27 protein-coding genes are annotated in these 25,088 nt (G+C 63.4%); 15 read left to right on the top strand and 12 right to left on the bottom strand.

Going from position 1 to position 25,088, the window contains the following annotated elements; all coding sequences use genetic code 11:
• Positions 1–63: 63 nt before the first annotated feature.
• The gene (locus PH586_RS12880; RefSeq protein ID WP_271348166.1) at positions 64–1,230 is read left to right on the top strand and encodes a 1-acyl-sn-glycerol-3-phosphate acyltransferase; all 1,167 of its coding nucleotides are present in this window, start codon (positions 64–66) and stop codon (positions 1,228–1,230) included.
• 84 nt (positions 1,231–1,314) lie between these two features.
• On the opposite strand, the gene PH586_RS12875 is transcribed toward PH586_RS12880, so the two are convergent.
• A complete protein-coding gene (locus PH586_RS12875; protein WP_271348165.1) occupies positions 1,315–1,602 on the bottom strand; it encodes a hypothetical protein in 288 nt (95 codons plus the stop codon).
• Between the two features lie 386 nt (positions 1,603–1,988).
• On the opposite strand from PH586_RS12875, the gene PH586_RS12870 reads away from it, so the two are divergent.
• Positions 1,989–2,198, top strand: a complete 210-nt coding sequence (locus PH586_RS12870; RefSeq protein WP_271348164.1) for a hypothetical protein — start codon at positions 1,989–1,991, stop codon at positions 2,196–2,198.
• 327 nt (positions 2,199–2,525) lie between these two features.
• On the opposite strand, the gene PH586_RS12865 is transcribed toward PH586_RS12870, so the two are convergent.
• The gene (locus PH586_RS12865) at positions 2,526–3,110 is read right to left on the bottom strand and encodes a YajG family lipoprotein (RefSeq protein WP_271348163.1); all 585 of its coding nucleotides are present in this window, start codon (positions 3,108–3,110) and stop codon (positions 2,526–2,528) included.
• A 168-nt stretch (positions 3,111–3,278) separates the two neighbouring features.
• On the opposite strand from PH586_RS12865, the gene PH586_RS12860 reads away from it, so the two are divergent.
• Together PH586_RS12860 and mqo are read left to right on the top strand one after the other, a co-directional pair.
• The gene (locus PH586_RS12860) at positions 3,279–3,512 is read left to right on the top strand and encodes a hypothetical protein (RefSeq protein WP_271348162.1); all 234 of its coding nucleotides are present in this window, start codon (positions 3,279–3,281) and stop codon (positions 3,510–3,512) included.
• A gap of 463 nt (positions 3,513–3,975) precedes the next feature.
• Positions 3,976–5,490: a malate dehydrogenase (quinone) gene (gene mqo, locus PH586_RS12855; protein ID WP_271348161.1), complete on the top strand. Its 1,515-nt coding sequence runs from the start codon at positions 3,976–3,978 to the stop codon at positions 5,488–5,490.
• A 222-nt stretch (positions 5,491–5,712) separates the two neighbouring features.
• Here the strand turns inward: mqo and PH586_RS12850 are convergent, their stop codons facing one another.
• From PH586_RS12850 to PH586_RS12840, 3 genes are all read right to left on the bottom strand, one after another.
• Complete coding sequence (locus PH586_RS12850) at positions 5,713–6,069, bottom strand: PilZ domain-containing protein (RefSeq protein ID WP_271348160.1); 357 nt, start codon at positions 6,067–6,069, stop codon at positions 5,713–5,715.
• 60 nt (positions 6,070–6,129) lie between these two features.
• The gene (locus tag PH586_RS12845) at positions 6,130–6,552 is read right to left on the bottom strand and encodes a DUF4124 domain-containing protein (RefSeq protein ID WP_271348159.1); all 423 of its coding nucleotides are present in this window, start codon (positions 6,550–6,552) and stop codon (positions 6,130–6,132) included.
• Between the two features lie 71 nt (positions 6,553–6,623).
• The gene (locus PH586_RS12840) at positions 6,624–6,998 is read right to left on the bottom strand and encodes a tetratricopeptide repeat protein (RefSeq protein WP_271348158.1); all 375 of its coding nucleotides are present in this window, start codon (positions 6,996–6,998) and stop codon (positions 6,624–6,626) included.
• A 174-nt stretch (positions 6,999–7,172) separates the two neighbouring features.
• Here PH586_RS12840 and PH586_RS12835 point away from each other — a divergent pair, with 174 nt between their 5' ends.
• Both PH586_RS12835 and pyk read left to right on the top strand, forming a co-directional pair.
• Positions 7,173–8,099 (top strand): universal stress protein, encoded by a 927-nt coding sequence (locus PH586_RS12835; RefSeq protein ID WP_271348157.1) that lies wholly within the window; start codon positions 7,173–7,175, stop codon positions 8,097–8,099.
• 55 nt (positions 8,100–8,154) lie between these two features.
• The gene (pyk, locus tag PH586_RS12830) at positions 8,155–9,606 is read left to right on the top strand and encodes a pyruvate kinase (protein WP_271348156.1); all 1,452 of its coding nucleotides are present in this window, start codon (positions 8,155–8,157) and stop codon (positions 9,604–9,606) included.
• Positions 9,607–9,860: 254 nt separating this feature from the next.
• Here pyk and PH586_RS12825 read toward each other — a convergent pair whose 3' ends face one another.
• Genes PH586_RS12825 through PH586_RS12815 form a run of 3 tightly spaced genes read right to left on the bottom strand, consistent with a single transcriptional unit; the run spans position 9,861 to position 12,730 of the window.
• Complete coding sequence (locus PH586_RS12825) at positions 9,861–10,634, bottom strand: enoyl-CoA hydratase (RefSeq protein WP_271348155.1); 774 nt, start codon at positions 10,632–10,634, stop codon at positions 9,861–9,863.
• Between the two features lie 34 nt (positions 10,635–10,668).
• Entirely contained in the window at positions 10,669–11,610 is a 942-nt protein-coding gene (locus PH586_RS12820) for an iron-sulfur-binding ferredoxin reductase (protein WP_271348154.1), read from the bottom strand.
• Entirely contained in the window at positions 11,603–12,730 is a 1,128-nt protein-coding gene (locus PH586_RS12815; protein WP_271348153.1) for a GGDEF domain-containing protein, read from the bottom strand. The genes PH586_RS12820 and PH586_RS12815 overlap by 8 nt, the downstream gene beginning before the upstream one ends.
• A 240-nt stretch (positions 12,731–12,970) precedes the next feature.
• Here PH586_RS12815 and PH586_RS12810 point away from each other — a divergent pair, with 240 nt between their 5' ends.
• Positions 12,971–14,494 (top strand): fumarate hydratase, encoded by a 1,524-nt coding sequence (locus tag PH586_RS12810; RefSeq protein WP_271348152.1) that lies wholly within the window; start codon positions 12,971–12,973, stop codon positions 14,492–14,494.
• A gap of 69 nt (positions 14,495–14,563) precedes the next feature.
• Here the strand turns inward: PH586_RS12810 and PH586_RS12805 are convergent, their stop codons facing one another.
• The 4 genes from PH586_RS12805 to PH586_RS12790 form a co-directional block, all read right to left on the bottom strand.
• Positions 14,564–14,965 carry a hypothetical protein gene (locus PH586_RS12805; RefSeq protein WP_271348151.1) on the bottom strand — a complete coding sequence of 134 codons (402 nt, stop codon included), beginning with the start codon at positions 14,963–14,965 and terminating at the stop codon, positions 14,564–14,566.
• A gap of 74 nt (positions 14,966–15,039) precedes the next feature.
• Complete coding sequence (locus PH586_RS12800; RefSeq protein ID WP_271348150.1) at positions 15,040–15,990, bottom strand: class I SAM-dependent methyltransferase; 951 nt, start codon at positions 15,988–15,990, stop codon at positions 15,040–15,042.
• Positions 15,991–16,098: 108 nt separating this feature from the next.
• Entirely contained in the window at positions 16,099–16,983 is an 885-nt protein-coding gene (locus tag PH586_RS12795; RefSeq protein WP_271348149.1) for a carbon-nitrogen hydrolase family protein, read from the bottom strand.
• Complete coding sequence (locus PH586_RS12790) at positions 16,980–17,570, bottom strand: GNAT family N-acetyltransferase (protein ID WP_271348148.1); 591 nt, start codon at positions 17,568–17,570, stop codon at positions 16,980–16,982. Before PH586_RS12790 ends, PH586_RS12795 begins: the two co-directional genes overlap by 4 nt.
• Before the next feature lie 114 nt (positions 17,571–17,684).
• On the opposite strand from PH586_RS12790, the gene PH586_RS12785 reads away from it, so the two are divergent.
• From PH586_RS12785 to PH586_RS12750, 8 genes are all read left to right on the top strand, one after another.
• Positions 17,685–18,083 carry a nuclear transport factor 2 family protein gene (locus tag PH586_RS12785; protein WP_271348147.1) on the top strand — a complete coding sequence of 133 codons (399 nt, stop codon included), beginning with the start codon at positions 17,685–17,687 and terminating at the stop codon, positions 18,081–18,083.
• A 148-nt stretch (positions 18,084–18,231) separates the two neighbouring features.
• Positions 18,232–18,921, top strand: a complete 690-nt coding sequence (locus tag PH586_RS12780; RefSeq protein WP_271348146.1) for a thermostable hemolysin — start codon at positions 18,232–18,234, stop codon at positions 18,919–18,921.
• Entirely contained in the window at positions 18,905–20,380 is a 1,476-nt protein-coding gene (locus tag PH586_RS12775; protein WP_271348145.1) for an AMP-binding protein, read from the top strand. Before PH586_RS12780 ends, PH586_RS12775 begins: the two co-directional genes overlap by 17 nt.
• Positions 20,380–21,039 (top strand): TenA family transcriptional regulator, encoded by a 660-nt coding sequence (locus PH586_RS12770; RefSeq protein WP_271348144.1) that lies wholly within the window; start codon positions 20,380–20,382, stop codon positions 21,037–21,039. The genes PH586_RS12775 and PH586_RS12770 overlap by 1 nt, the downstream gene beginning before the upstream one ends.
• Positions 21,040–21,041: 2 nt before the next feature.
• Positions 21,042–21,866, top strand: coding sequence for an SDR family oxidoreductase (locus PH586_RS12765; RefSeq protein ID WP_271348143.1), 825 nt, complete (start codon positions 21,042–21,044; stop codon positions 21,864–21,866).
• 97 nt (positions 21,867–21,963) lie between these two features.
• Positions 21,964–22,614 (top strand): tetratricopeptide repeat protein, encoded by a 651-nt coding sequence (locus PH586_RS12760; protein ID WP_271348142.1) that lies wholly within the window; start codon positions 21,964–21,966, stop codon positions 22,612–22,614.
• A 78-nt stretch (positions 22,615–22,692) separates the two neighbouring features.
• Positions 22,693–23,352: a response regulator gene (locus tag PH586_RS12755; protein WP_271348141.1), complete on the top strand. Its 660-nt coding sequence runs from the start codon at positions 22,693–22,695 to the stop codon at positions 23,350–23,352.
• Positions 23,352–24,836, top strand: a complete 1,485-nt coding sequence (locus PH586_RS12750) for a sensor histidine kinase (protein ID WP_271348140.1) — start codon at positions 23,352–23,354, stop codon at positions 24,834–24,836. Before PH586_RS12755 ends, PH586_RS12750 begins: the two co-directional genes overlap by 1 nt.
• Positions 24,837–25,088: the final 252 nt, after the last annotated feature.

Here is a 25,088-nt window from a genome sequence, read left to right as displayed (position 1 = left end):
TCCCACGCACGGAACCACCCTCCTCCACATTCTGTTAACCACAGCCAACCACGACAAGAGAGCATGATGGGCGAATTCGATGCCATCCGACCTTACGCCGATTCCGAAGTACCCACTGTTCTGGCGCGCTTGCTGGCAGACGACGAGTTTCTCGACATCCTCACCCAGTATCGCTTCCCACGCCTGGCCGGCGCACTGGGCTGGTTGCTTAAACCACTTATAGCCTATCGACTGCGAGTTGAGTTCAGCAACGTCGCCTCGGTAGCGGCGCTGCAGGAAAAAGTCGAGGTTTACGTCGACCAGAGCATCGAGCGCGCCACCGACGGCGTGACCTACTCCGGCGTCGAGCAACTCAAGGCTGGCAGTGCCTACCTGTTCCTGGCCAACCACCGCGACATCGTCATGGATCCGGCCTTCGTCAATTACGCGGTGTACCACGCCGGCCTGCCGACCCCGCGCATCGCGATTGGCGACAATCTGCTGCAGAAGCCGTTCGTCAGCGACCTGATGCGCCTGAACAAGAGCTTTATCGTGCATCGCTCGCTCAGCGGCCGCCGCGAGAAGCTCGCGGCCTACCAACTGCTGTCGGCCTATATCAATCATTCGATCCGCACCGATTGCGAGTCGATCTGGATCGCCCAGGCCGAGGGCCGCGCCAAGGATGGTAACGACCGCACCGACTCGGCGATCCTCAAGATGTTCCACATGAGTCGCAAGAACGAACCCTTTGCCGAGGTGATCGCTGCGCTGAAACTGACCCCGGTTTCGATCAGCTATGAATACGACCCCTGCGATCAGGCCAAGGCCCGCGAGCTGTTCATCCGCGCCAGCAGCGGCAGTTACAGCAAAGCGCCGGGCGAAGACGACCAGAGCATCGCCCTCGGCATTACCGGCTATAAGGGTCGCGTGCATATTCACTTCAGTGCGCCCGTGAGCCGCGGTCTGGAGGACAGCAAGCAGCTGGCCGCCGAGATGGACAGACAGATTCTCAGCGGCTACCGGCTATTCCCCGTGCATTACCTGGCCTACGCCATGTGCAGCGAGCGCGATCCGGCACTCGACGTACCCAGCGCCGCACAGCTGTTTGCCGCCGAGGAACTGGCTCGCGCAGAAGCCGAGTGGAACAAGCGCCTGGCTCGCTGCCCGGTCGAACAGCAGCCTTATCTGGTGCTGCAATATGCCAACCCGGTGCGTAATCAATACCGGGTCAAAGCCGGCTTGCCGCTGTAGCAATGCCTGGCGCACTAACAAAAAGCGGCAGCCCATGGGCTGCCGCTTTTTTGCTGGAAAGTAGTGCTGGCGCCTCGCGGTAACTCAGAGCAGGGTGCTGCCCCAGGACAGCGCGAGCGACGCCGCCAGGCTGGCAAAACCGAAACGATAGAAAAACCGGTTGATACGCAGGGTCGGGGCGTCGAACACACTCACCTCCTCGACCATCTGCTTGGCGCCGCCGCCCGCGATCACGCGTGCCACTGCACGCCGCTCACGCACGCGGGTGGCCAGCAGCAACCAGCCCCCGGCAAGCCCGAAGAACAGGGCAAGGGTATTCAACGACTGCGCGGGATGGGCAAGAAAAACAGACCAGAGCGCCTGCAACGGCATAGCAACCTCCACAGCAAATTGGTGCACAGATCACGCCGGCGCACCACGAAAGGGAAAAACTCCGGCGCTGCCGGACGGCATGAAGCGCCTAGGCTGATCGCTCGGGGAAGGAACACTCGATGCTCCAGGGGGCAGGCGCTGAATTCCCCTCTTACACACCTCCATCAGCCGCACCTCACACCGCCACATCCCACCAGACGAGCCAAAATACCGCGCGCAGTTTACTGAAGCAGTCGATTTAGAAGTTTCGTTTCCGACGAACGAAGGAGCGATCTCAAAATCGTCTAAGAATCGTCATATTCCTGGCCTAAGCTTTGAATTCTTTTCAGCTACGCCACCGTCATCGCTGCACGGGGCGTATCCAATAGGCCCGCGGAGGAATTGCCATGCTCACGCCCCAACCCCTTGACCGTGACTACCTGATCGATTCGCTCGACGACATGGAAGAAGCGGTAATCAACGAACTGTCCTTCAACGTCCAGGATCACCACTGGCTGGTCTATTGCACCCTTGGCGGTCATGAACACTATGACCTGCCGGACATCGACCAGCACACCGGCTTCAGCTTGCCGGAGTTTTATGCCGACGCGGCCTGAACGCCCAATCAGCGCCATGCCACCCGCAATACCCTTCGACCAAGAAAAAACGCCACTCCACCGTTACCGGTGAGCGGCGTTTTTTATCTGCCCTCGCCGCCCCCAACCCAGCAGCTCTGACTGATGGGCGGCAGCCATCGCACACAATCCTTGGGCAGGCGCCGCACGGCCCTGTCTTCAAGAAAAAATGCCGCTTAGCCCTGACGGGGAAGCGGCATTTCTTCAGACTCTCGAACTATACAACTGGTCGCTGACAAGCAAGACCTGACGAACCGGCTCTTGGCTGACTAGCCTTGCGCAACTGACCGGTCGTTTATCGACAGGCGCTTACTGACGGAGCATTTGGCCGACAGTCGGATCCTTGAACGCACGGGTCAGCGCATCGCTCAAGACATCGCCCACCAGCTTGGTATTGGTTTCCTGGTTCGGCGCCATGCCAAAGCGCTGGTTCATCGAGGCGCCGTAGCGACCGTTGTAACGGCGCACACTGTTCTGCACGTCGATGCGAAAGGTCGCGGTGATATCGGACTCAGTGACGTACAGGCCTTCTTTCGGCGACTGGTACTTCAACTCGGCCAGGGTCAGGGTCAGCTGCGGCGCGTTGTAGGCATTCGGGGTCGGGGTGAAACCAAGTAGACGCACCGCCGCTTCTGCCTGGGCTTGCAGTTTTGGCAGAATGTCCTGACCAGTCACGACGATCGCACTGGTTTCCGGGTACAGGCCACCACGCGTACCGAGTACTGGCGACGGACGACCGTCGACAACCTTCACCACTACCGGCTGGCCCTGGCCAACGGCAGCCAGCGGGGCATTGATCTTGGGTTGCGGACTGAGTTGTTGCGGGCTGTGGGCACAGCCGACCAGGGTCAGGCTGACGACAGCGATCAGACCAAACAACAGGCGATGCAGCATGCTCATCTCTCCATGGGTGTGGGGCGCAAAAGTGCTCCGCAGTATAACCAGCAGCAGCATGGGCTAACAGCGCCGCAGGCAAGACTTGAGGGAGACCGAGCTGTTGTCACAGCGCTGTCATGCCCGGCTGGCATAAGACTTTAGTCGTCAACCGCCTGAGTCCATGCCATGTTCTCCCTTCGCTCCTGGCTCGTCCCGCGCCGTCACATTCGCACATTTGCCCTGCTCGACGAGCACGGCCTGTGCCGTGCCTTTCGCCAGTCAGCCCAGGCGCCACAAGGCCTGGACTGGACCGAGGTCAATCAGCAGCAACTCGGCTGGCTGCATAAACCACTCCCGGCCAGTGCCCGAATCGCCCCGACCGCGACAAATTCGACCGCCGCCGAAGCCTCGCTGGCCTGACCGGCTGAAGAAGAAAAGTCACTTGATACGATCAATTTCCCCGTATTCGTCTTATAATCGCGCCCCGATTATAAGGACGCCTCCTGATCGGGCCTCGCCGTACCGCTGATGCATTAGCCATCGGCACGCCCCAGAGAGTCGCCCACTTCGTGCAGCCCCTTCCGGCTCGCCGCTTTACCCAACACGCAGACCGCCTTGCAGCCATGCAACGGGAGTTTTGCGCGGGTAATAAGGCTGGCCTGGGCGAACGAGCTTTTGAGGTTCACGGCTCCAAAAGAGCGTGAAAAAACGGTTTCAACAACTTCACAAGAGTGTGGCGAATATGAACGATCTTGCGGCTGGGCAATGCTCCGTCATCCCCTCCTGCCTCACCCCGGGACACCTCAGCGACTGCTGATAGGCGTTGTTTCACGCTTAGGCCTCTGGCCGTCAATTGGGTGCAGCATTTTTAGGAGAAGTGATAATGGCGCAGAACGATTACGAAACGGTGGATGCGGTGCTGGTTGGTGCCGGCATCATGAGCGCGACCTTGGCCGTGCTCCTGAAAGAACTTGATCCAGGCCTCACGCTGGAAATCATCGAACTGATGGAATCCGGCGCGATCGAAAGCTCCAATCCCTGGAACAATGCCGGTACCGGCCACGCCGGACTGTGCGAGTTGAACTATACGCCGCAGGCGGCGGATGGCTCGATCGACATCAAAAAGTCGGTGACCATCAATACCCAATTCGAAGAGTCGAAGCAGTTCTGGGCTTATTTGATCGAAAAGGACGCCGACAAAGGCACCTTTGGTTCACCCAAATCCTTCATCACTCCGGTGCCGCACCTTAGCTTTGTGCGCGGGCAGGAAGGCATCGACTTCCTCAAGACGCGGTTCAAGGCGCTGACCCAGCACCATGCCTTCGCCGATATGGAGTACACCGAAGACCGCGCCACCATGGCCGAGTGGATGCCACTGATGCTGCCGGGCCGCGATCCGCAAGAGCCGATCGCCGCGACCCGGGTCATGGCAGGCACCGACGTCAACTTCGGCACGCTGACCAAGCACCTGCTCCACCACCTGGGCAAACAGCCCAACGCACAGGTCAAATGCAGCCAGAAGGTCACCGGCCTCGAACGCAACGAGCAAGGCTGGCGCGTCAGCATCAAGGATCAGCAGAGCGGCAATCACCGCACGATCCAGGCCAGGTTCGTCTTCCTCGGTGCCGGCGGTGCCGCCCTGCCGTTGCTGCAGATGTCCGGCATTCCCGAAGGCAAAGGTTACGGCGGTTTCCCGGTGAGCGGCCAATGGTTGCGCTGCGACAACCCCGAGGTGGTCAAACAGCACGAAGCCAAGGTCTACAGCCAGGCCGAAGTGGGTTCGCCGCCGATGTCGGTACCGCACCTCGACACCCGCGTGGTCGATGGCAAGACATCTCTGCTGTTCGGGCCCTACGCCGGTTTCTCGACCAAATTCCTGCGTCACGGCTCCTTGCTCGATCTGCCACTGTCGATCCGCCCCAACAATATCGGCCCGATGCTTGCGGTGGCACGCGACAACTTCGAACTGACCCGCTACCTGATCAAGGAAGTGATGCAGTCCGATGAAAAGCGCCTGAAGACCCTGCGCGGCTTTTACCCACTGGCGAAAGCCGAGGACTGGCGCCTGGAAATGGCCGGCCAGCGCGTGCAGATCATCAAGAAAGATGCCAAGCACGGCGGCATCCTGCAGTTCGGCACCGAGCTGGTTGCGGCTGAGGACGGCTCCATCGCCGCCCTGCTCGGCGCATCGCCAGGCGCCTCGGTGACCGTGTCGATCATGCTCGACCTGATTCAGCGCTGCTTCCCCAAGCAGGTTGAATCCGAGCAGTGGCGCAGCAAGCTGAACGAGATCTTCCCCGCCATGGCCGAGGTGCTTGCCAGCAACGCCGAACGCTACAGCGAGGTGCAGATGCGCTCCGACGAACTGCTGCAACTGAACGAGCCAGCAATGGCTTGAGGTGGCGGCATAATTGAGAAAACCGCCTTACGAGGCGGTTTTTTTATGGACGCTGTTTCGCTCAAGCGGTGCACGAACCCGTTCCTGTTGATCCTGCGGCCCGTCTCACCGCGAGATCTCAAGGCTTGGGCAAATATCGAGCGCCGTCACGAGACCGTCTGCAGGCGGCCGCAGCAGGCGGGCGTCTTCCACTCGTCATCAGCCCCTCTCCAAGAGCGCCGCCTAGGCAGAGGCACCCAGCGGGTAGAAACTGAAGTATTGACGCAACGAGTCGACCATCTCGACGAACTCGGCGGGCGGCGCCACCAAGGCGAAACCCGAGTCGAAGCTGCCTGGAGTGACATCCTCGCGACACCACTGACAGGTGGCCGAGAAGTCGATGAAGTGGAGCGTGCTCTGCCCTGGAATCTTCAAGCGCATGTCGAAACGCGCACCGACCAGCAGTGGTAATTGGCTGATCAACATGAGGCCGTCCAACGACACATTGCCGATATAGCCCATAGGCTTATCGGTAATGCGGTTGAACACCTTCAGGTAGCAAGGCAACTGCTGGCGTTCGATTCGGCGCTGAATGGGCATAATGGCACATCGCTATGAAGAGCTTCTAAGTATGGCCGCACTATTGCTCCTGGACCAGTTTCAGGAACAGCGTTCGGATACTCGGTCACGCAGCTGACGACGAGCGGCATCAAGCTGTTGATCGCTGTAATAGGTCCGTTCGCCATTCGCCTCGGAGCTGAAATAGCGCCGCCCTTCCTGGAGCTGCACCAACCTGTTGCGCAGCTCGCTGCATTCCTGCGCACGCTGGGTTTGACGTGTGGCTGAGGCAACCGCCGCCTGCGCCTGCTCGGCGCGGCGCGCGTCGTAGAAGCGCGCGGCACGCTCCTCGCGCTGGCGCGTCGCCTCGTCACGTTCGATCACCTGCGGCCTGACCTCGACCTGCTCGGCCCCGGGCGTAACAGGGCGCTGAGCGAAGTGCACCTGACCATTGGCATCGACCCAGCGATAAATCTCTGCCGCGGCCAATCCGGGCAGCAACAGGAGACAGAGCAACAGGCGCATGATTTTCCCTCCCTGAACGATCCATCAGCTTACCCCTGCAATCTCATGCAGCCAAACCCCGTGACCTATAGTCAGAGTGCCGTGGCTGTCGCCTTGGCTGCGCCTGCCGGACGGTAATGCCCCAACTGCTGCAAGGTTTGCAGGCGCGCGCGGGCGCGGAAGGCGTATTCACTGCTGGGGTAGCGACTGATGAGGAACTCATAGGTCTGCGCCGCATCGACGAACAGGTTTTGCCGCTCCAGGCACTGGCCACGCAACAGGGAGATTTCCGGCTGCAGATAAGGACGCGAACGGCTTTTACGCTCGGCCTGGGATAGCTCCAGCATGACCTGCGAACAATCGCCCTGCTCATAGGCGCGATAGGCATTGTTCAAGTGGTGGTCGAGCGACCAACGGGTACAACCGGCGGCGCTGAGCGCCAGGGTCAGAATCAACAGGGTTCGCATGGGTCTCTCCTCCAATGAGCAGTGTATCGACTGACCTGCAGAAATCTGCAGGCTCATGCCGATCGCCGGCTCAGACGCCAAGCAATAGCCGGTCCACTAAGCTGATACAGATCAACGCCAGCAGCGCGCCCATGCGTTGCAATGTGCCGCTAACCCACAGCGAGGTCCAGGTCCATGAATCTGCAACAGCTACTGGTTGTCATCGAACCCCAGCAGACACACCAGCCGGCACTCGAGCGGGCGCTATGGCTGGCACGCAAGACCCGCGCGAAACTGCACCTGCTGCTGGTCGAATACAACGCCACCCTGGAAGCCGGCCATCTGTTCGATACGGCCATGCAAAGCCGGGGGCGGGCCGCCTGGCTCGAACGTGGCATGGAATGGCTGGAGGAATTGGCCGCGCCAGTGCGGGCCGAGGGCCTGGAACTGCATCTGGACGTGCGCTGGGGCAGGCCGCTGCACAAGCTGGTACTGGAGAAAGTGGCAGAGCTGGTGCCCGACCTGGTGCTCAAGGCCACCGTGCATGACAGCCTGCTGCGCCGGCTGCTGCTGACCAACAGCTGCTGGCAGTTGATCCGCCATTGCCCGGCACCGCTATGGCTGGTGCATCATGCCCAATGGCAGGGCCATAGCCTGTGTGCAGCGCTCGATCCCCTGCACAGCGCCGACAAGCCGGCGGCGCTCGATCATCAACTGATTCGCGCGGCCAGCGAGTTGAGTCGTCAACTGGGCATGCACGCCCACTACCTGCACAGTTATTCCGCCTTGCCGCGCACCCTGATGTTCGATGCCGAACTGCTGGCCAATTACGATGACTATGTCGCCCGCTGCGCCGCCCAGCACCGCGAAGCCTTTGCCCAGTTGATCGACCAATACCCGATCGCCACGCCCAATACGCACTTGATCGAGGGCTTTGCCGAAGAAGTCCTGCCCCGCTTTGTTCGCGAGCAGCATGTCGACCTGCTGTTGATGGGCGCCATCGCTCGCGGCCACCTGGATACGGCCCTGATCGGGCATACCGCGGAGCGTATTCTGGAGAGCGTGGACTGCGATTTACTGGTGCTCAAACCCGAGCAGAAAGGTAGTGCAGAGCAACAATGACTACAGGGTTGCAGCGTAGTAGCCTCGCGCTCAATCGCAACTCAGGAGTCCGTGCATGACTTTTCGCCGTACCAAAATCGTCGCCACCCTTGGTCCATCGAGCAACTCGCCCGAGGTCCTCGAACAACTGATCATCGCCGGCCTGGATGTGGCCCGGCTGAACTTCTCCCATGGCACGCCGGACGAGCACAAGGCCCGCGCCAAGCTGGTGCGCGAACTGGCCGCCAAGCATGGCCGGCATGTCGCCCTGCTCGGCGACCTGCAAGGACCGAAGATCCGCATTGCCAAGTTCGCCTGCAAGCGCATCGAACTCAAGGTCGGCGACCCCTTCACCTTTTCCACCAGTCATCCGCTGACCGAGGGCACCCAGGAAATCGTCGGCATCGACTACCCGGACCTGGTCAAGGACTGCGGCGTTGGTGATGAGCTGTTGCTCGACGATGGCCGGGTGGTGATGCGCGTGGACACCGCGACTGCCGACGCCCTGCACTGCTCGGTATTGATTGGCGGCCCGCTGTCCGACCATAAAGGCATCAACCGTCGTGGTGGCGGCCTGACCGCGCCGGCGCTGACCGAGAAAGACAAGGCCGACATCATCCACGCCGCCGAGATGGACCTGGATTACCTGGCCGTGTCCTTTCCGCGCGATGCCTCGGACATGGAGTACGCGCGCAAACTGCGTGACGAGTCGGGCGGCACCGCCTGGCTGGTGGCCAAGATCGAACGGGCCGAGGCCGTGGCCGACGACGACACCCTCGACGGCCTGATCCGCGCCAGTGACGCGGTCATGGTCGCCCGTGGCGATCTCGGCGTGGAAATCGGCGACGCCGAGCTGTGCGGCATTCAGAAGAAAATCATTCTGCATGCGCGCCGCCACAACAAGGCGGTGATCACGGCGACGCAGATGATGGAGTCGATGATCCAGAACCCGATGCCGACCCGCGCGGAAGTCTCCGACGTAGCCAACGCCGTACTCGACTACACGGACGCGGTGATGCTCTCGGCGGAAAGCGCAGCCGGCGCCTACCCGCTGGAAGCGGTGCAAGCCATGGCGCGGATTTGCATCGGTGCGGAAAAGCACCCGACCAGCAAAGCCTCCAGCCACCGCATGGGCACGACCTTCGAGCGCTGCGACGAAAGCATCGCCCTGGCCGCCATGTACACGGCCAACCATTTCCCGGGCGTCAAGGCGATCATCGCCCTGACCGAGAGCGGCTATACCCCGCTGATCATGTCGCGGATTCGCTCCTCGGTGCCGATCTACGCGTTCTCCCCACACCGCGCCACCCAGGCCCGCGCCGCCATGTTTCGCGGCGTCTACACCGTACCGTTCGACCCGGCGGCCCTGCCGCCGGAACAAGTCAGCCAGGCGGCCGTGGACGAACTGCTCAAGCGTGGCGTGGTCAAGCCGGGTGACTGGGTGATCCTGACCAAGGGCGACAGCTACCACACCATCGGCGGCACCAACGGCATGAAGATCCTGCATGTCGGTGAAGCGCTGGTGTAATGCCTGCGCCGTAACGCAAACAGGCCCGCAAGCGCGGGCCTTTTCGTTGCTGCCGTGTATGGCTCAGCCGGCTACCAGTACGCCGGCTTCCATCACCGGCGGACTGTTCGCTGCGCTCCTGAGTCCGCCCTACGCATCACAACCCCTTCTGCCGAACCCTGGCTGCTGGAAGCCGCTAGCGGCTGCAACAGCTAATTTGACCATAGCCTTTTCGTTGGCCCAGCCCGACGAGATTTCCATTCGGGACAAGCGTATCAAGCCAACCTGGAGAAGTCCGGCGCGCGCCGCTGCATGAAGGCCGTCAACGCTTCGATGGCCTCCGGCGAGCGCAGGCGCTGGCCGAACAGCGCACCCTCGTCCTCGATCACCTGGCGCAACTCCTCACGTCCAGGCGCGCGCATCAGGCGCTTGCTGTCAGTCACGGCCGAAGGCGGCAGTTGCTGGAAGCGCAGAGCCATCTCGCGGGCCCTGGCCAGGGTCGCGGCGCCATTCTCCAGGGCCTGGTTGGCGATGCCCCAGGCAGCCGCCTGCTCGCCGCTGAAGCTTTGCCCGAGCAGCAGCAACTCGGCGGCCCGCGCATGACCGAGCAGGCGCGGCAGAATCAGGCTGGAGCCGTATTCGGGGCACAGGCCCAGGTTGACGAAGGGCATCTTCAGGGTCGCATCACGGCTGACGTAGACCAGGTCGCAATGCAACAACAGGGTGGTGCCGATACCCACTGCAGGTCCACTGACCGCCGCCACCACCGGCTTGCTGAACTCGAACAGGGCCTGCATGAACTGGAACACTTCACTGTTCAGGCCGGATGGCGGCGCCTGGATGAAATCGGCCACATCGTTGCCGCTGGTGAAGCACGTTGCGCCACCGGTGATCAGCACGGCGCGCACGCTGCTGTCTTGATCGGCCTGCTTGAGCACCTCGGCCATGCCGCTGTACATCGCCCGGGTCAGGGCATTTTTCTTGTCGGGACGGTTCATACGCAGGGTCAACAGACCTGTCTCGCGCTCAATCTGCAGGTGCTCGCTCATTTCTCATGCTCCGAGGGGCACGCCGCAGAGGTGGTTAGCGGGCGTGCGGCAAGAACAGGTCGGCAAACATCTGATTACGCGGCATACCTGCCAAATACAGGCGCCGGGTAAAAGCTTCGACACTGTCGGGGTGGCCGCAGAGTAAGGCGAGGGTTTGCCGGGAAACAAGGCGCAGTTCGGCCAAAGCCGCTGGCAACTCGGCCGCGCCCAGCAGCTCGACCTGCAGCTGCGGATACTGCGCCGCCAGCTGCGCCAGGGGCTCGGCCAGGTAATGCCCGGTTCGATCATGGGCCAGGTGAATAACCCGGATGCGGCCCTGGTGATCCTGGCGCAGTGCCTCGCGCAGTACCCCATAGAGCGGTGCCAGCCCGGTACCGGCCGCCAGCAGCCAGAGTGGGCGCATCTGCCAGTCGGGGTCGTAGTGCAAAGCGCCGCCGCGCAGTTCTCCGAGGCGCAAGCTATCGCCCGGCTTGAACGTCCGCGCCGCATCGCAGAACGCGCCGCTCTGGCGACAGTCCAGATGGAACTCCAGCCAGGGGTCTTCACCCGGCAGGCTGGCCAATGAATAAGGCCGGGCAATCCCCGAATCGGTCCAGAGCACCAGATGCTGACCGGCACGGTAACGCAGCGGTTGTTGAGGAATCAGGCGCAGGCGCAACACCTCCGGGCTGAGCCAGTCGCAGGCATCGATCTGCGCGGGGCGACCATCGCGCACGGGATCGAATACCTCGACCTGCAGGTCGTCGACGATTCGACACTGGCAGGCCAACCGCCAGCCCTGCTCGCGGCGCTGCTGGTCAAGCGCCTCGGGCTTGGCATCCAGCGGCTCACCGCGCAGGCAGCGCACCAGGCAGGCGTGGCAACTGCCCGAACGGCAACTGTAAGGCACACTGACGCCGCCCTGCAGCAGGGCATCGAGCAGGTTGCTGGCAGGCGCAACGGTCAACCGCTGCTCACCCACCCGGAGTTCAGGCATCGACATCCTCCCAGGCCGCCGCGCAACGGTTACGCCCGTTGCGTTTGGCCCGGTAGAGTGCCTGATCGGCGCGTTGCAGCGCCTCGTCCAGATCATCGTGCATGGTCAGTAAGGTCATTCCGACGGACAAGCTCAGAGTATCCACCTTAATGCCCAAGGGTTCAGCCTGATTAAAGGCCTCGCGCAAGCGCTCGCAACAGGCGGTGAACTGATCAGCCTTGGTATTGGGCAATAGCAGCACGAATTCCTCGCCGCCGTAGCGGGCGATGATATCGCCATCGCGCAGACAGGTTTGTGCCACGGTGGCGAAGGTCTGCAGCACGCGATCGCCTGCGGCATGACCGTGGGCATCGTTGACCCGTTTGAAGTGGTCCAGGTCGATCAGCGCCAGGCCGTGCTGACTGCCGGCACGCAGGTTTTTCAGCTCGACGTTGGCAAAGCGCAGGAAATGGCGGCGGTTGAACAGCCCGGTCAGTTCGTCGGTAGCCACCAGGTCCTCGAGCTGGCGCATCATTCCGCGCAGGGTGTCCTGGTGCGCCTGCAAGGCGAAACGCCGCTGGCGCATGCGCTGGCGCATGGCCTGCACATAGCTGGCAAACAGACTCAGCCAGAGCATCACGCCGCCCAGTACGCTGACCTGCAAGATGGCCAGGGCAGGATCGGCCAGCCGGTACTGATAGGCCTCGTAGAGATTCAGCCCGGCAAAGCCGAAAAAAGCGATGACCGCACAGCGCGCAAACACCCTGGGCGGCAACTGGAAGACTGCGAACAACAGGATCAGCACGTAGATCACCAGCAAGGCGCCGCGCCCATTGGCAAACATGCCCAACAAGAGCGTCAGCCAGACCAGGGCCACCAGCACCTGCGCCTCGGTCAGGCTGGGGTCACGAAAACGCAGGTTCTGCCCGGTGAGAAACAGGCCGAGGAAGGCCGCCTGACCGAGTATTACCAACCCGGTGAGTAGCAGCACCGTCGGTATGGAGGCACGAAACAGATCGTTGAATACCGCGATCCAGCACAGCAGCGCCGTCAGGGCGTAGGTTGCCGTGGCCATGCCGAAGCGCTTCAGCAGCAGGCGCTGCAGGGTATGCTGAGTGACCCGCTGATGGCTTAGGCTCATGGGGGCTTATGGGCTCCATCCCATACTGGCATTCAGCCGCCACTGTACGCCCGTGCCTATCAAATGCCTAGCCCGTTTCAGGGGGCGATCAGCGACCAGGGTCGGCCGTTGGTCGACTGTCCGCTCAGCCGCCAGCGCGTTATACTGCCGCGCCTTTTTTACTGCACCCGCGCGTCGACTCGTGGTTCGCCGTCGCCGAAGTTTTGCCCTACTCCTACCTTTATAAAAGGAGCGCCCAGCATGACCGTGATCAAGCAAGACGACCTGATCCAGAGCGTCGCCGACGCCCTGCAGTTCATCTCCTACTATCACCCCGTGGACTTCATCCAGGCGATGCACGAAGCCTACCTCAAGGAAGAATCCCCGGCCGCGCGCGACTCCATGGCGCAGATCCTGATCAACTCGCGCATGTGCGCCACCGGCCACCGGCCGATCTGCCAGGACACCGGCATCGTCACCGTGTTCATCCGCGTCGGCATGGACGTGCGCTGGGACGGCGCCACCATGAGCGTCGACGACATGATCAACGAGGGCGTGCGCCGCGCCTACAACCTGCCTGAGAACGTCCTGCGCGCCTCGATCCTGGCCGACCCGGCCGGTGCCCGCAAGAACACCAAGGACAACACCCCGGCGGTGATCCACTACAGCATCGTCCCCGGCGACAAGGTCGAAGTCGACGTCGCGGCCAAGGGCGGTGGCTCCGAGAACAAGTCGAAGATGGCTATGCTCAACCCGTCCGACTCGATCGTCGACTGGGTACTCAAGACCGTGCCGGAAATGGGCGCCGGCTGGTGCCCGCCGGGCATGCTCGGCATCGGCATCGGCGGCACCGCCGAGAAGGCCGCGGTGATGGCCAAGGAAGTGTTGATGGAGTCCATCGACATCCACGAGCTGAAGGCCCGCGGCGCGCAGAACCGCATCGAGGAGCTGCGCCTGGAGCTGTTCGACAAGGTCAACCAACTGGGCATCGGTGCCCAGGGCCTGGGCGGCCTGACCACGGTGCTCGACGTCAAGATCATGGACTACCCGACCCACGCCGCCTCCCTGCCGGTGTGCATGATCCCCAACTGCGCCGCCACCCGTCACGCCCACTTCGTCCTCGACGGCTCCGGCCCGGCCGAGCTGGAAGCGCCGTCGTTGGACGCCTACCCGGAAATCGTCTGGGAAGCCGGCCCGAGTGCGCGCCGCGTCGACCTCGACAGCATCACCCCGGAAGACGTGCAGAGCTGGAAGCCGGGCGAAACCGTGCTGCTCAACGGCAAGATGCTCACTGGCCGCGACGCCGCGCACAAGCGCATGGTCGAGATGCTCAACAAGGGTGAAGCGCTGCCGGTCGACCTCAAGGGTCGCTTCATCTACTACGTCGGCCCGGTCGATCCGGTTGGCGACGAAGTGGTTGGTCCGGCCGGCCCGACTACCGCCACGCGGATGGACAAGTTCACCCGGCAGATCCTCGAAAGCACCGGCCTGCTCGGCATGATCGGCAAGTCCGAACGCGGCCCGATTGCCATCGAGGCGATCAAGGACAATAAGGCCGTGTACCTGATGGCCGTCGGCGGCGCCGCCTACCTGGTGTCGCAAGCGATCAAGAAGTCCAAGGTACTGGCCTTCGCCGAACTGGGCATGGAAGCGATCTACGAGTTCGAGGTCAAGGACATGCCGGTGACCGTCGCGGTCGACACCAAAGGCGAGTCGGTGCACATCACCGGCCCGGCGATCTGGAACAAGAAGATCCACGACAGCCTGGCGGTGGAAATCAAGTAACAGCCACTGCGCTTAACGACAAACCCGGCCATGTGCCGGGTTTGTCGTTTTCATGGGTAAGCGCCAGCCTCAGTCCAGTGGCTCATCGTCGCGAATCAGGGTGTAGTGCCGGCCCTGCTCGTCATCGCTGTAATCGTGCACATAGAACATCACGACCTCTCCCAGCCCCGGCATGGTCGCCACATAATCGCCAACGTCAGCCACGAAGAAGTCAGCCGAACCGGGCTTGGCCTCGCACTCGATGTAGGCGGTGACGAACGTATCGGGCTCGGCATCGCCGAAGTACTCGGCGCGCTCGTTTTCATCCCATTCGACAGGCGCCTGGAACAGGCCACTGAACAGAATTTTGGCATCGCCAAGGTCCAGCTCTTCAGCATCGGGATCATCTTCATCCGGGCGGTAGACGGTGCAGTCCTGGGCGTCCGGGTGGCTGAGAATGGCCAGGCGCTGCTGGGGGTCGGTCTGGGGCACGTGAATCTCCTTCTTCAGGATTGGCGCCTACGGGAGGCAGCGAAAGTGGTGAAAATAGCCATCGGCGAGCATGGTCACTGGCCCTCAGTGTGGCGGCTAAAGACCAGGGCTTTCAAGCCGCTGTCAGGCTGGATATCGGTAAACTCCGGCGGGTTGTCCAGGCGCTGGTCAAAACGCAGCTCCGGTGCCTCAAGGGCCATGCTGTCCAGCAGAAAGTCGGGGCCAATATCCGGATCATTGATGCACGCCAGCACCCTGCCATGCTCGCCGAGCAGCTCGGGCAGGCGGCGCAGGACTTTTCGGTAATCCTGGGTCAGGACAAAACTGCCCTTCTGGAATGACGGCGGGTCGATGATGATCAGGTCATAGGGGCCGTGTTTTCTTATCGCGCCCCAGGATTTGAACAGGTCGTGACCGAGGAAGCTCACTCGCCTCAGGTCATGCCCATTCAGCCGGTGATTGTCTCGCCCGCGACTCAACGCCGCCTTGGCCATGTCCAGGTTCACCACATGCTCGGCGCCACCGGCGATGGCGGCCAGCGAAAAACCGCAGGTGTAGGCGAACAGATTGAGTACCCGCTTGCCTTGCGCCTGGGCCTGCACCCAGCGGCGGCCATAGCGCATGTCGAGAAACAGGCCGGTGTTCTGCTTCTTGCCCAGATCCAGCTTGAAACGCAGGCCATTTTCGCTGATCAGCCATTCATCGCGCACCTCGCCCAGCAACCACTGGGTGTCGCTGTCCGGCAGATAGCGGTGTTGCAGTAACAGGCTGTGCGCCTGACTGCTCAGCCAGGCGGGCGAGCGGGTCAGCGCCATGAGCATGTGTTTCAGCGCGACCAATTCGCCTGGCTCCGGCTCGCGGAACAGCGACACCAGCAGCAGCCCCTGCAACCAGTCGACCGTGACCTGCTCGAGCCCCGGCCAGCAGCGCCCCCGGCCATGGAACAGGCGCCGGGTTTCGGCGGGGGCGGGACTCAACCCGGCGAGCAGCTGCTGCTGCAGGGTAGCGATTGCATCTGAATTCATGGGGACTCTTATCACCTGGACGTTGCGGCGCATTTTAAACGCAATAAGGCCGTGTCCCCGGAAAAACTCGGCTGAGCACCTGACACACTCGGCCAGGGCCGCTCCCGCTCAAAGGATCTCCAGGCGCCCCGGGGCGAACTGCTGCGGCCAGTCGCGGCGGGTGAACACCTGGCCCTGCTGGCGCACCCGGCGCACGGCATCCAGGTCCAGCTCGCAGAGCAACCAATGACTGCGATCCGGGCAGAGTTCGGCGCTTTCGGCGAGTACGCCATCGGCTGGCAGGCCGTAGTCTGGCGGCAGGTAGAGCGCGGCGCGGCCGTAGTTTTCATCCAGTGCCGGCGACCAGGGCGCCAGGCCGACGCTGGGCGCCTGCAGCACCGCGATTTGATTCTCCAGGGCGCGGGCCTGGGCACCGATGCGCACGCGGTAAAAACCGGCCACGCTGTCGGTGCAGCTGGGCGCCAGGATCAGGTCGACGCCGGCATCGCTCAGGCGGCGGGCGAGCAGGGGAAATTCGTTGTCGTAGCAGATCAGGATGCCCAGCTTGCCCAGGGCGGTGTCGAACACGCGCAAGCCGCTGCCCGCCGCGATCTGCCACTGTTCGCGCTCGAAGCGGGTCATGATCAGCTTGTCCTGGCTGCCCAGGTTGCCCTCGGGCCCGAACAACCAGGCGCGGTTGCGGTAACAGCCGTCAGTGTCCAGCACCGGCAGCGAGCCGGGTTGCAGGTAGACACCCAGGCGTTGCGCCAGCCCCGCGCAAAGCGCGATCCAGGCCGGCAGCAACGCCTGGATCCCGGCGATCGAGGCGTGCAGATCGCCACGCTGCTCGGCCGGCAACTGACCGCTGAGCACCAGCCCGGCGTACTCCGGCAACAGCAGCAACTGCGCGCCCTGCCCCGCAGCGTCTTCGCATAAGTCGGTCAGGTGGCGGGCGTAGGCGTCCCAGCTCGGCAGCAGGTCGATGTGGTACTGGCAGGCGGCGAGCTTGATCACGGGCGCAGATCCTTCAACCAGAACGACATGGGCTTGGCCGACTCCTCACGCTCATCCAGATCCTGCCAGCTGAGCTCGGTATGCAATTCGGGGTGATGACGGTAGCCGCGCCGTGTCCAGAACTCATTCAGCGGCTGGTAGTCGAGCGGACGCCGCGGATGCTCAGGGGCCCGTTCGACCGCACAGAAGGCGCACCAATCGAACCGGCCGAGACGCCGCGCATAGCCTTCGCGCTCGGCAAAGAAGCGCACACCCAGGCCCTGACCGCGATAGGCCGGCAGCAGCACCGACTCGCCGAAATAGAAGATTCTTTGTGGGTTCCAGCCGCAGTCGACGAAGGGCCGCTTGAACGCAGCGGTTTCGTCGGCCAGCGGCAAGCCGGTAGAGGCGCCAACCACCCGTCCCCCATCCAGCGCCAGGACAACCAGACTGTCGGTCGATTGCGCGTAGGTGTGCAGGTACTCGGCCTCGTAGTCGAGCGAGCCGTCATACAGATAAGGAAATTCGCGGAACACGGCGATGCGCAGGCGCGCCAGGTCGTCGATATGCGGAGCAATGGCCGGGCCATGCAGCAGGCGGATATCCATCAGCGTGTCGTTCCATTAGCGATAGATGACGCCAGCGGCTATGCCAGCGCGAAAGGCAGAACTTATCATGCCGGCCGAACGCCGAACCAATCCCCAAGCGACCGGAGTATTGCCATGACCGCAACCGAACTGGTGCACGCCTATTACGCCGCCTTCAATGCCGGCGACATGCCGGCCTTTCTCGAACTGCTCAGCGATGAGGTGGTGCACGACATCAACCAGGGCGAGCGCCAGGTCGGCAAAGCCACCTTCGCCGCCTTCATGGGCAAGATGAACCGCTGCTACCGCGAACGCCTGAGCGACATCGTGGTGCTGCAGAACCGCGAGGGCAACCGCGCCGCCGCCGAGTTCGTGGTGCACGGCGAGTACCTGGCCGATGACGCCGGCCTGCCACCGGCCAACGGCCAGACCTATGTGCTGCCGGCCGGCGCCTTCTTCGAGATCGATGGCGGCAAGCTGACGCGGATCAGCAACTACTACAACCTCAACGACTGGATCGCCCAGGTCGGCTGAGCGCCGCCCGCCTCGGCAACGGCATGCGCGGCCGACCCTTGCCACGTGCATGCGCCCGCTCCACTCCCAAACAGATTGCGATCGCTTAAGTCTGCGTTAAGACTCACCGCCGACACTCACACCCAAGCCAACAGATGAGGTTCCAATCATGGAGCTGCCTTGGGTGCAACACGACAAAGCGTTGGCTCGAATCGGCCGCGATCAAACTATGAGCCTGTTCCTGGCTCAAGCCTCCAGCCCACGCCGGGCGAAACTGGAAGCCTTCATCCACCAGCGCTTCGCGCTGCATCATGGCGCCCAGGTGCGCCACTTCCTGCCTTGCCTGTTCGGCCTGGAAGATGCCGACGGCCAACTGCTCGGCGCGGTCGGTCTGCGCAGTGGTGCCAGTGGCCCATTTTTTCTCGAACGCTACCTGAGCCAACCGATCGAAGGCGTGATCGCAGCGCATCACCAACATAACCCGCCCAGCCGTCAGCAGATTGTCGAAGTCGGCAACCTGGCCTCTTGCGGCTCTGGCTCTGCGCGCCTGCTGATAGTCGCCCTGACCGACCTGCTGGTGGCCATGGGCTTTCGCTGGGTGACCTTCACCGGTACCCCGGGCCTGCTCAACAGTTTCCAGCGCCTGGGCCTGACCCCCTTGCCGTTGGGGCCAGCCAATCCTGACTGCATGGGGGCCGAGCTGGCCGACTGGGGCAGCTACTACGACTCCCAACCGCAGGTAATGGCCGGCAACATCTACGCCGGCCATCAACGCCTGCTGCACCTGGGCGTCTATCCGCGCCTGGGTCACCAAGCCTTTTATGCCCTGGAGGGTATGCCCGATGTGGCCTGCAGCTGACAGCCTGTTCAACCAATTGACCCTGCACGCCGAGCGAATCGCCCTGCGCGAAGGCGAGCGGCAATTGAGCTACCGTCAGTTGCTCGACGAGGTGTCGCGGCGCAGCGCCTGCCTGACGCAGCTCGGCGCCCAACGCATCGGCCTGGCCCTGGACAATGGCATCGACTGGCTGTTGTGGGACCTGGCCGCGCTGCAGTCCGGCCTGGTCTGCGTGCCACTGCCCGGCTTCTTCTCCGCCGACCAGCAACGCCATGTGCTCGACAGCGCCGGGGTCGACTGCCTGCTCGGCCGGGACAGCCTCGCCTATCGCGAACTGGGCTTCGTCGAGATCGCTGCCGGCCTGTTGCTGCGCCCGCTGCCCCAGGTCAGCCAACTGCCCGCCGGCACCTGCAAGATCACCTACACCTCGGGCACCACCGGCCAGCCGAAGGGCGTCTGCCTGGATGCCCACACCCAGTTGCAAGTCGCCCGCAGCCTGGTCAAGGCCAGCGCGAGCTGCCGGGTCGAGCGTCACCTGTGCGTGCTGCCGCTGGCCACCCTGCTGGAGAACATCGCCGGGGTCTATGCCCCGCTGCTGACTGGCGCCTGCGTCGAACTGCTGCCGATGGCCGAGGTCGGCCTGCTCGGCGCCAGTCAGTTCGACCTGCCGCGCTTTCTCGGCGCGCTGAACCGCGTGCAGCCAAATAGCCTGATCCTCCTGCCGCAGTTGCTCCTGGCTCTGGTCAGCGCCGCCGAGCGCGGTCTGCCGCTGCCCGACTCGTTGCGCTTCATTGCCGTGGGTGGTGGCCGGGTGGCGCCGCAGTTGCTCGAGCGCGCCGACGCCCTGGGCCTGCCGGTATTCGAGGGTTATGGCCTGTCCGAATGCGCCTCGGTGGTCTGCCTGAATACCCCAGAGCAGCGCCGCATCGGCAGCGTCGGCAAGCCACTCGAGCACCTCGAGATCCGTCTTGGCCCGGACCAGGAAGTGCTGGTCAAAGGCCCGCGCCTGCTCGGTTACCTGGGCGAGCCGGCCACCCAGGGCGAATGGCTCGGCACCGGCGACCTCGGCCACTTCGAGGAGGGCTTTCTGGTCCTGCACGGGCGCAAGAAACACCAGTTCATCACCGCCTTCGGCCGCAACGTCAACCCGGAATGGGTCGAGGCCGAACTGGTCCAGCAGCTGCCGATCGCCCAGGCCTGGCTGCATGGCGAAGCGCTGCCGGAAAATGTCGCGGTGCTGGTGCCACGCTTTCCCAACACCAGCGATGAGCAACTCGACGCGGCGGTCGAGCAGGTCAACCGACAACTCCCCGATTACGCCCGCGTGCACCACTGGCTGCGCGCCGAGCAGCCCTTCAGCGCGAGCAACGAGCTGGCCACCAGCAATGGTCGCCTGCGCCGCGCCGCCCTTTACCGCCACTACCAGCGCGCCATCGCACAGCTGATGGCCGATCAATCCTGTTACGGAGACGCTTCTTGATGAGCTTCTATGAGTCCCTGCTCGAACAAACCAGCAGCGAGCGCAATTACCTGCTGAGCGCACCGATCATCCGCCAGGCCATGAGCGGCCAGGTCAGCCTGCCCAGCTACGTGGCCTTCCTCACCGAGGCCTACCACCACGTCAAGCACACCGTGCCCTTGCTGATGGCCTGCGGCGCACGCCTGCCCGAGCGCCTGGAGTGGTTACGCGAGGCGATTGCCGAATACATCGAGGAGGAATACGGCCACCAGGAATGGATCCTCAACGACATCCGCGCCTGTGCCAGCGATGCCGATGCCGTGCGCGGCGGCACGCCGCAACTGGCCACCGAGCTGATGGTCAGCTACGTCTATGACCGCATCGCCCGGCACAACCCGGTGAGCTTCTTCGGCATGGTGACTGTCTTGGAAGGCACCAGCATCGCCCTGGCCACTCAGGTCGCGGGCGTGATCCAGGACAAGCTGCAGCTGCCGAACCAGGCCTTCAGCTACCTGACCTCCCACGGCAGCCTCGACCTCGAGCACATCGAACTGCTGAAGAGCCTGATGAACCGCCTGGACAACGACGACGACAAGGCCGCCGTGGTGCACACCGCCAAGGTGGTCTACCGCCTGTATGGCGATGTATTCCGCAGCCTGCCGCTGTCCAGCGAGGAGTAAACATGCACCTTAACGATTGCCGAGCCCTGCTCACCGGCGCCAGCGGCGGTATCGGCCAGGCGCTGGTCGAACGCCTGGTCAGCGAGGGCGCGCGCCTGCTGCTGGTCGGTCGCCAGCTCGAGCCATTGCAGGACCTGGCCCTGCGCCACCCCGACAAGATCAGCGTGGTGCAGGCCGATATCTGCGAACGCAGCGGCCGCGAGGCCGTGGTGGCGGCTGCCCAGCGCTTCGGCGGGATCAATACCCTGATCAACGCCGCCGGGGTCAATTGCTTCAGCCTGCTCGAGCAACACGACGAGCAGGCCATCGCCGAACTGATCGGCATCAACGTCACCGCCACCCTGCAGCTGACCCATCGCCTGCTGCCGCTCTTGCGCCAGCAGGCCCGGGGCCTGGTGATCAACCTGGGATCGACCTTCGGCTCGATCGGTTACCCCGGCTTCAGCGCCTACTGCGCGAGCAAATTCGCCCTGCGCGGCTTTTCCGAAGCGCTGCGCCGCGAGCTGGCCGATACCCAGGTCAAGGTTCTCTACTTCGCCCCACGCGCCACCCGCACCAGCATGAACGCGGCCAATGTGGTGGCCATGAACGACGAGCTCAACGTCACCATGGACGATCCGCTCAGCGTCGCCGCGCAACTGGTCGAGGCCATCCGCCGCGAGCACGAGGAAAGCTACCTGGGCTGGCCGGAAAAACTCTTCGTGCGTCTCAACAGTCTGCTGCCACGGTTGGTCGACCAGGCACTGCGCAAGCAATTGCCGATCATTCAACGCTTCGCCCGCAGCAAACCCCCAAGTGATAAATCAGCCCCGCGCGCGCTTCCCTGACAGCGGCCTGCTGCCACGGCTGGTCGACCAGGCGCTGCGCAAGCAATTGCCGATCACTCAACGCTTCGCCCGCTCAAAGCCCTGAAGGAGTTCCACCATGACGTTCGCCCGTACTCTCCTCTGCACCCTGCTCTGCCTGGGCAGCCTGCCTGCCTTCGCCCTCAGCGAGCAAGGCCAGCAGCAGCTGCAACAGTTGCAAGGCCGCTGGGCAGAGATCAATTACCAGCTGCCGAAAAAACAACGCGAGGCGGCCTTCGCCACACTCGCCGAACAAGCGCAGCAGGCGGTCAAGGCCGAACCCGGTGCCGCCGAACTGCTGATCTGGCGCGGCATCATCCTCAGCACCCAGGCCGGCGCCAAAGGCGGGCTGGGCGCGCTGAGCCTGGTCAAGCAGGCCAAGGCCAGCCTCGAACAGGCCCTGGCCGCCGATCCCAAGGCGCTGGCCGGCTCCGCCTACACCAGCCTCGGCAGCCTTTACTACCAAGTGCCGGGCTGGCCGATCGGCTTCGGTGACGACGAAAAGGCCGAGGCCATGCTCAAGCAGGCCCTGGCGCTCAACCCCGAGGGCATCGACCCCAACTACTTCTACGGCGACTTCCTGCAGCGCAACAAACGCTACGCCGAAGCCAAGGTCGCCCTGGAAAAAGCCCTGCAGGCACCCGACCGTCCCGGCCGCGCCAGTGCCGATGCCGGCCGTCGCGCCGAAGCGCGCCAGCTGCTCGCTGAAATCACCAAGAAACTGGAATAAGTTCGCCAAGCGGAGTTGAATGGCGAAAAATCGCCAGCCGCCTGCGTGCGCATGGCGCCCCCTCGACAAGGAACCCCCATGCGCATTCTGCTGGTCGAAGACGATGCCGCCCTCGGTGAAGGCATTCGCACCGCCCTCAAGCCCGAGGGCTACACCGTCGACTGGGTACAGGACGGCAGCAGCGCCCTGCATGCCCTGACCCATGAAAGCTTCGAACTGGCGATCCTCGATCTCGGTCTGCCGCGCATGGACGGCTTGCAGGTGCTCAAGCACCTGCGCGCCGCTGCCAACCCGGTACCGGTGCTGGTGCTCACCGCGCGCGACTCGACCAGCGATCGCATCGCCGGGCTGGATGCCGGTGCCGACGATTACCTGGTCAAACCCTTCGATGTCGCCGAACTCAAGGCGCGTTTGCGCGCCCTGTTGCGGCGCAGCTTCAACCGCCCGCAACCGGCCCTGGAATACCGTGGCATCAGCCTCGACCCGATCAGCCAGGCTGTGAGTTTTCAGGGGCAACCGGTCAATCTGCCGCGCAAGGAATTTCTCCTGCTGCACGAACTGCTCGCCCAACCCGGTCGGGTGCTGACCCGCGACAAGCTGCAACAAGCGCTCTACGGCTGGGAAGAAGAGCTGGAAAGCAACGCCCTGGAAGTACACGTGCATCACCTGCGCAAGAAGTTCTTTCCCGAGCTGATCCGCACCGTACGCGGAGTCGGCTACCTGGTGGATAAAGCCTGATGCTGTCGATCCGTGCCCGTACCCTGCTGCTGGTTCTCGGCTTGCTCAGCCTGTCGATGACCCTGATCTCCTATAAAAGCTACCGCGATGCCCAGCATGAGATCGAAGAGCTGTTCGATGCCCAGTTGGCGCAGACCGCCCGGCTGCTGCAAGGCATGGTCAGCCGCGACATGCCCGCAAGCGCACGCCAGAGCCTGCAACGTGCGCTGAACCAGGCAATCCTGGTGCACGACGAGGATGAAGACGAGGACGAAGGCTCGGCCAGCGGCCACCCCTACGAGGGCAAACTGGCCTTCCAGGTGCTCGATGAACGCGGCCAGATACTCCTGCAGTCGGCCAGCGCCCCGAACGGCGTACTGGAAAAAATGGTCGAAGACCTGGTGCAAACCGACAGTCCCGCGCTCACCCTGGCCACGGACGAACTCCTGACCCACATCACCGAGCAGCTGGCCGGTTACCACACGGTGGCCGTGGGAAACTATCACTGGCGCCTGTTCATCCTGCGCGACCTACCCGATGGTCACTGGATCCTGGTGGGCGAGCGCGAAGACGTGCGCGGCGAACTGGTGGGTAAAGTCGCCCTGCGCAGCCTGCTGCCCGACCTGGTCGGCCTGCCCCTGCTCGCCCTGCTGGTCTGGCTGGCCATTGGCTGGGGGCTGCGTCCACTGCAGCGCATGGCCGAGCTGATCAAGGCCCGCGCCCCGAACAACCTGGCGCCCCTGCTGCTGTCACCGCTGCCCGCCGAACTGGAGCCCATGGGCGCCGCACTCAACCGCCTGCTGATGCAGGTCAACCAACTGCTCAACCAGGAAAAACGCTTCATCGCCGACGCCGCCCACGAACTGCGCACGCCGCTGGCGGTGCTGCGCATTCACGCACAAAACGCCCTCGAAGCCCCCGACCCGGCCGACCGCAACGACGCCCTGCGTCAGCTCGGTGGCGGCGTCGAACGCGCCACCCGGGTCATCACCCAGCTGCTGACCCTGGCCCGCCTCGATCCCAACGTGGTGCAACTGGCGATGGTCAACCTCGACCTGCTCGGTTTCGTGCGCAACGAACTGGCCGAACTCATCCCCCTGGCCCTCGAGCGCCAGCAGGAGCTCAACCTCGACGCCGACGACAGCGCCGACTACCAGCTGCTGGCCGATGCCCCAAGCCTGGGTACCCTCCTGCAAAACCTGGTCAGCAACGCCGTGCAATACACCCCAGCCGGCGGGCGCATCCAGGTGCAACTGCAGGCGCAGGCCGATGCGGTGCTGCTGCGCATCCAAGACAGCGGCCCCGGCGTCGAAGCCGCCCAGCGGGAAAAACTCTTCGAACGCTTCTACCGCCAAGGCAGCGGCCAGGGCGCAGGACTCGGCCTGTCGATAGTGCTACGGGTGGTCGAACTGCACCGTGGCAGCATCAGCCTGGGTGAGTCGCCCTTGGGCGGGCTGGAGGTCTGCGTGCGCCTGCCGAGGCAGGGGCAGCTAAAGAAGGCATAGGCACCGACGCTGCCGAGTTAAGGCCGCCACGGCTTGCACAGTGGGCCGAGTCGCTGGCCATTTCATGGACACCTGCAGGCCTGAAAGTATTGGTCATTAGGTGCCTGTCTCGATTGTTTGGTTTGGGTTGACTGCGGCCTATCACGACCGGCAACAGTCGGCCAAAAGCGGTCTTTCGTGGGGCGCGGCATCCTTCCCTACACGGACTGTCGGCACGCATGCTAATGTCGATCCGATTCAGCTTACGCCGCA

The sequence above is a fragment of the Pseudomonas aestuarii genome (assembly GCF_027988105.1).
In the GTDB taxonomy this organism is placed as follows: domain Bacteria; phylum Pseudomonadota; class Gammaproteobacteria; order Pseudomonadales; family Pseudomonadaceae; genus Aquipseudomonas; species Aquipseudomonas aestuarii.
Note: the sequence above shows the minus strand (reverse complement) of the source record. Positions and strands in the feature narration are given on the sequence as shown.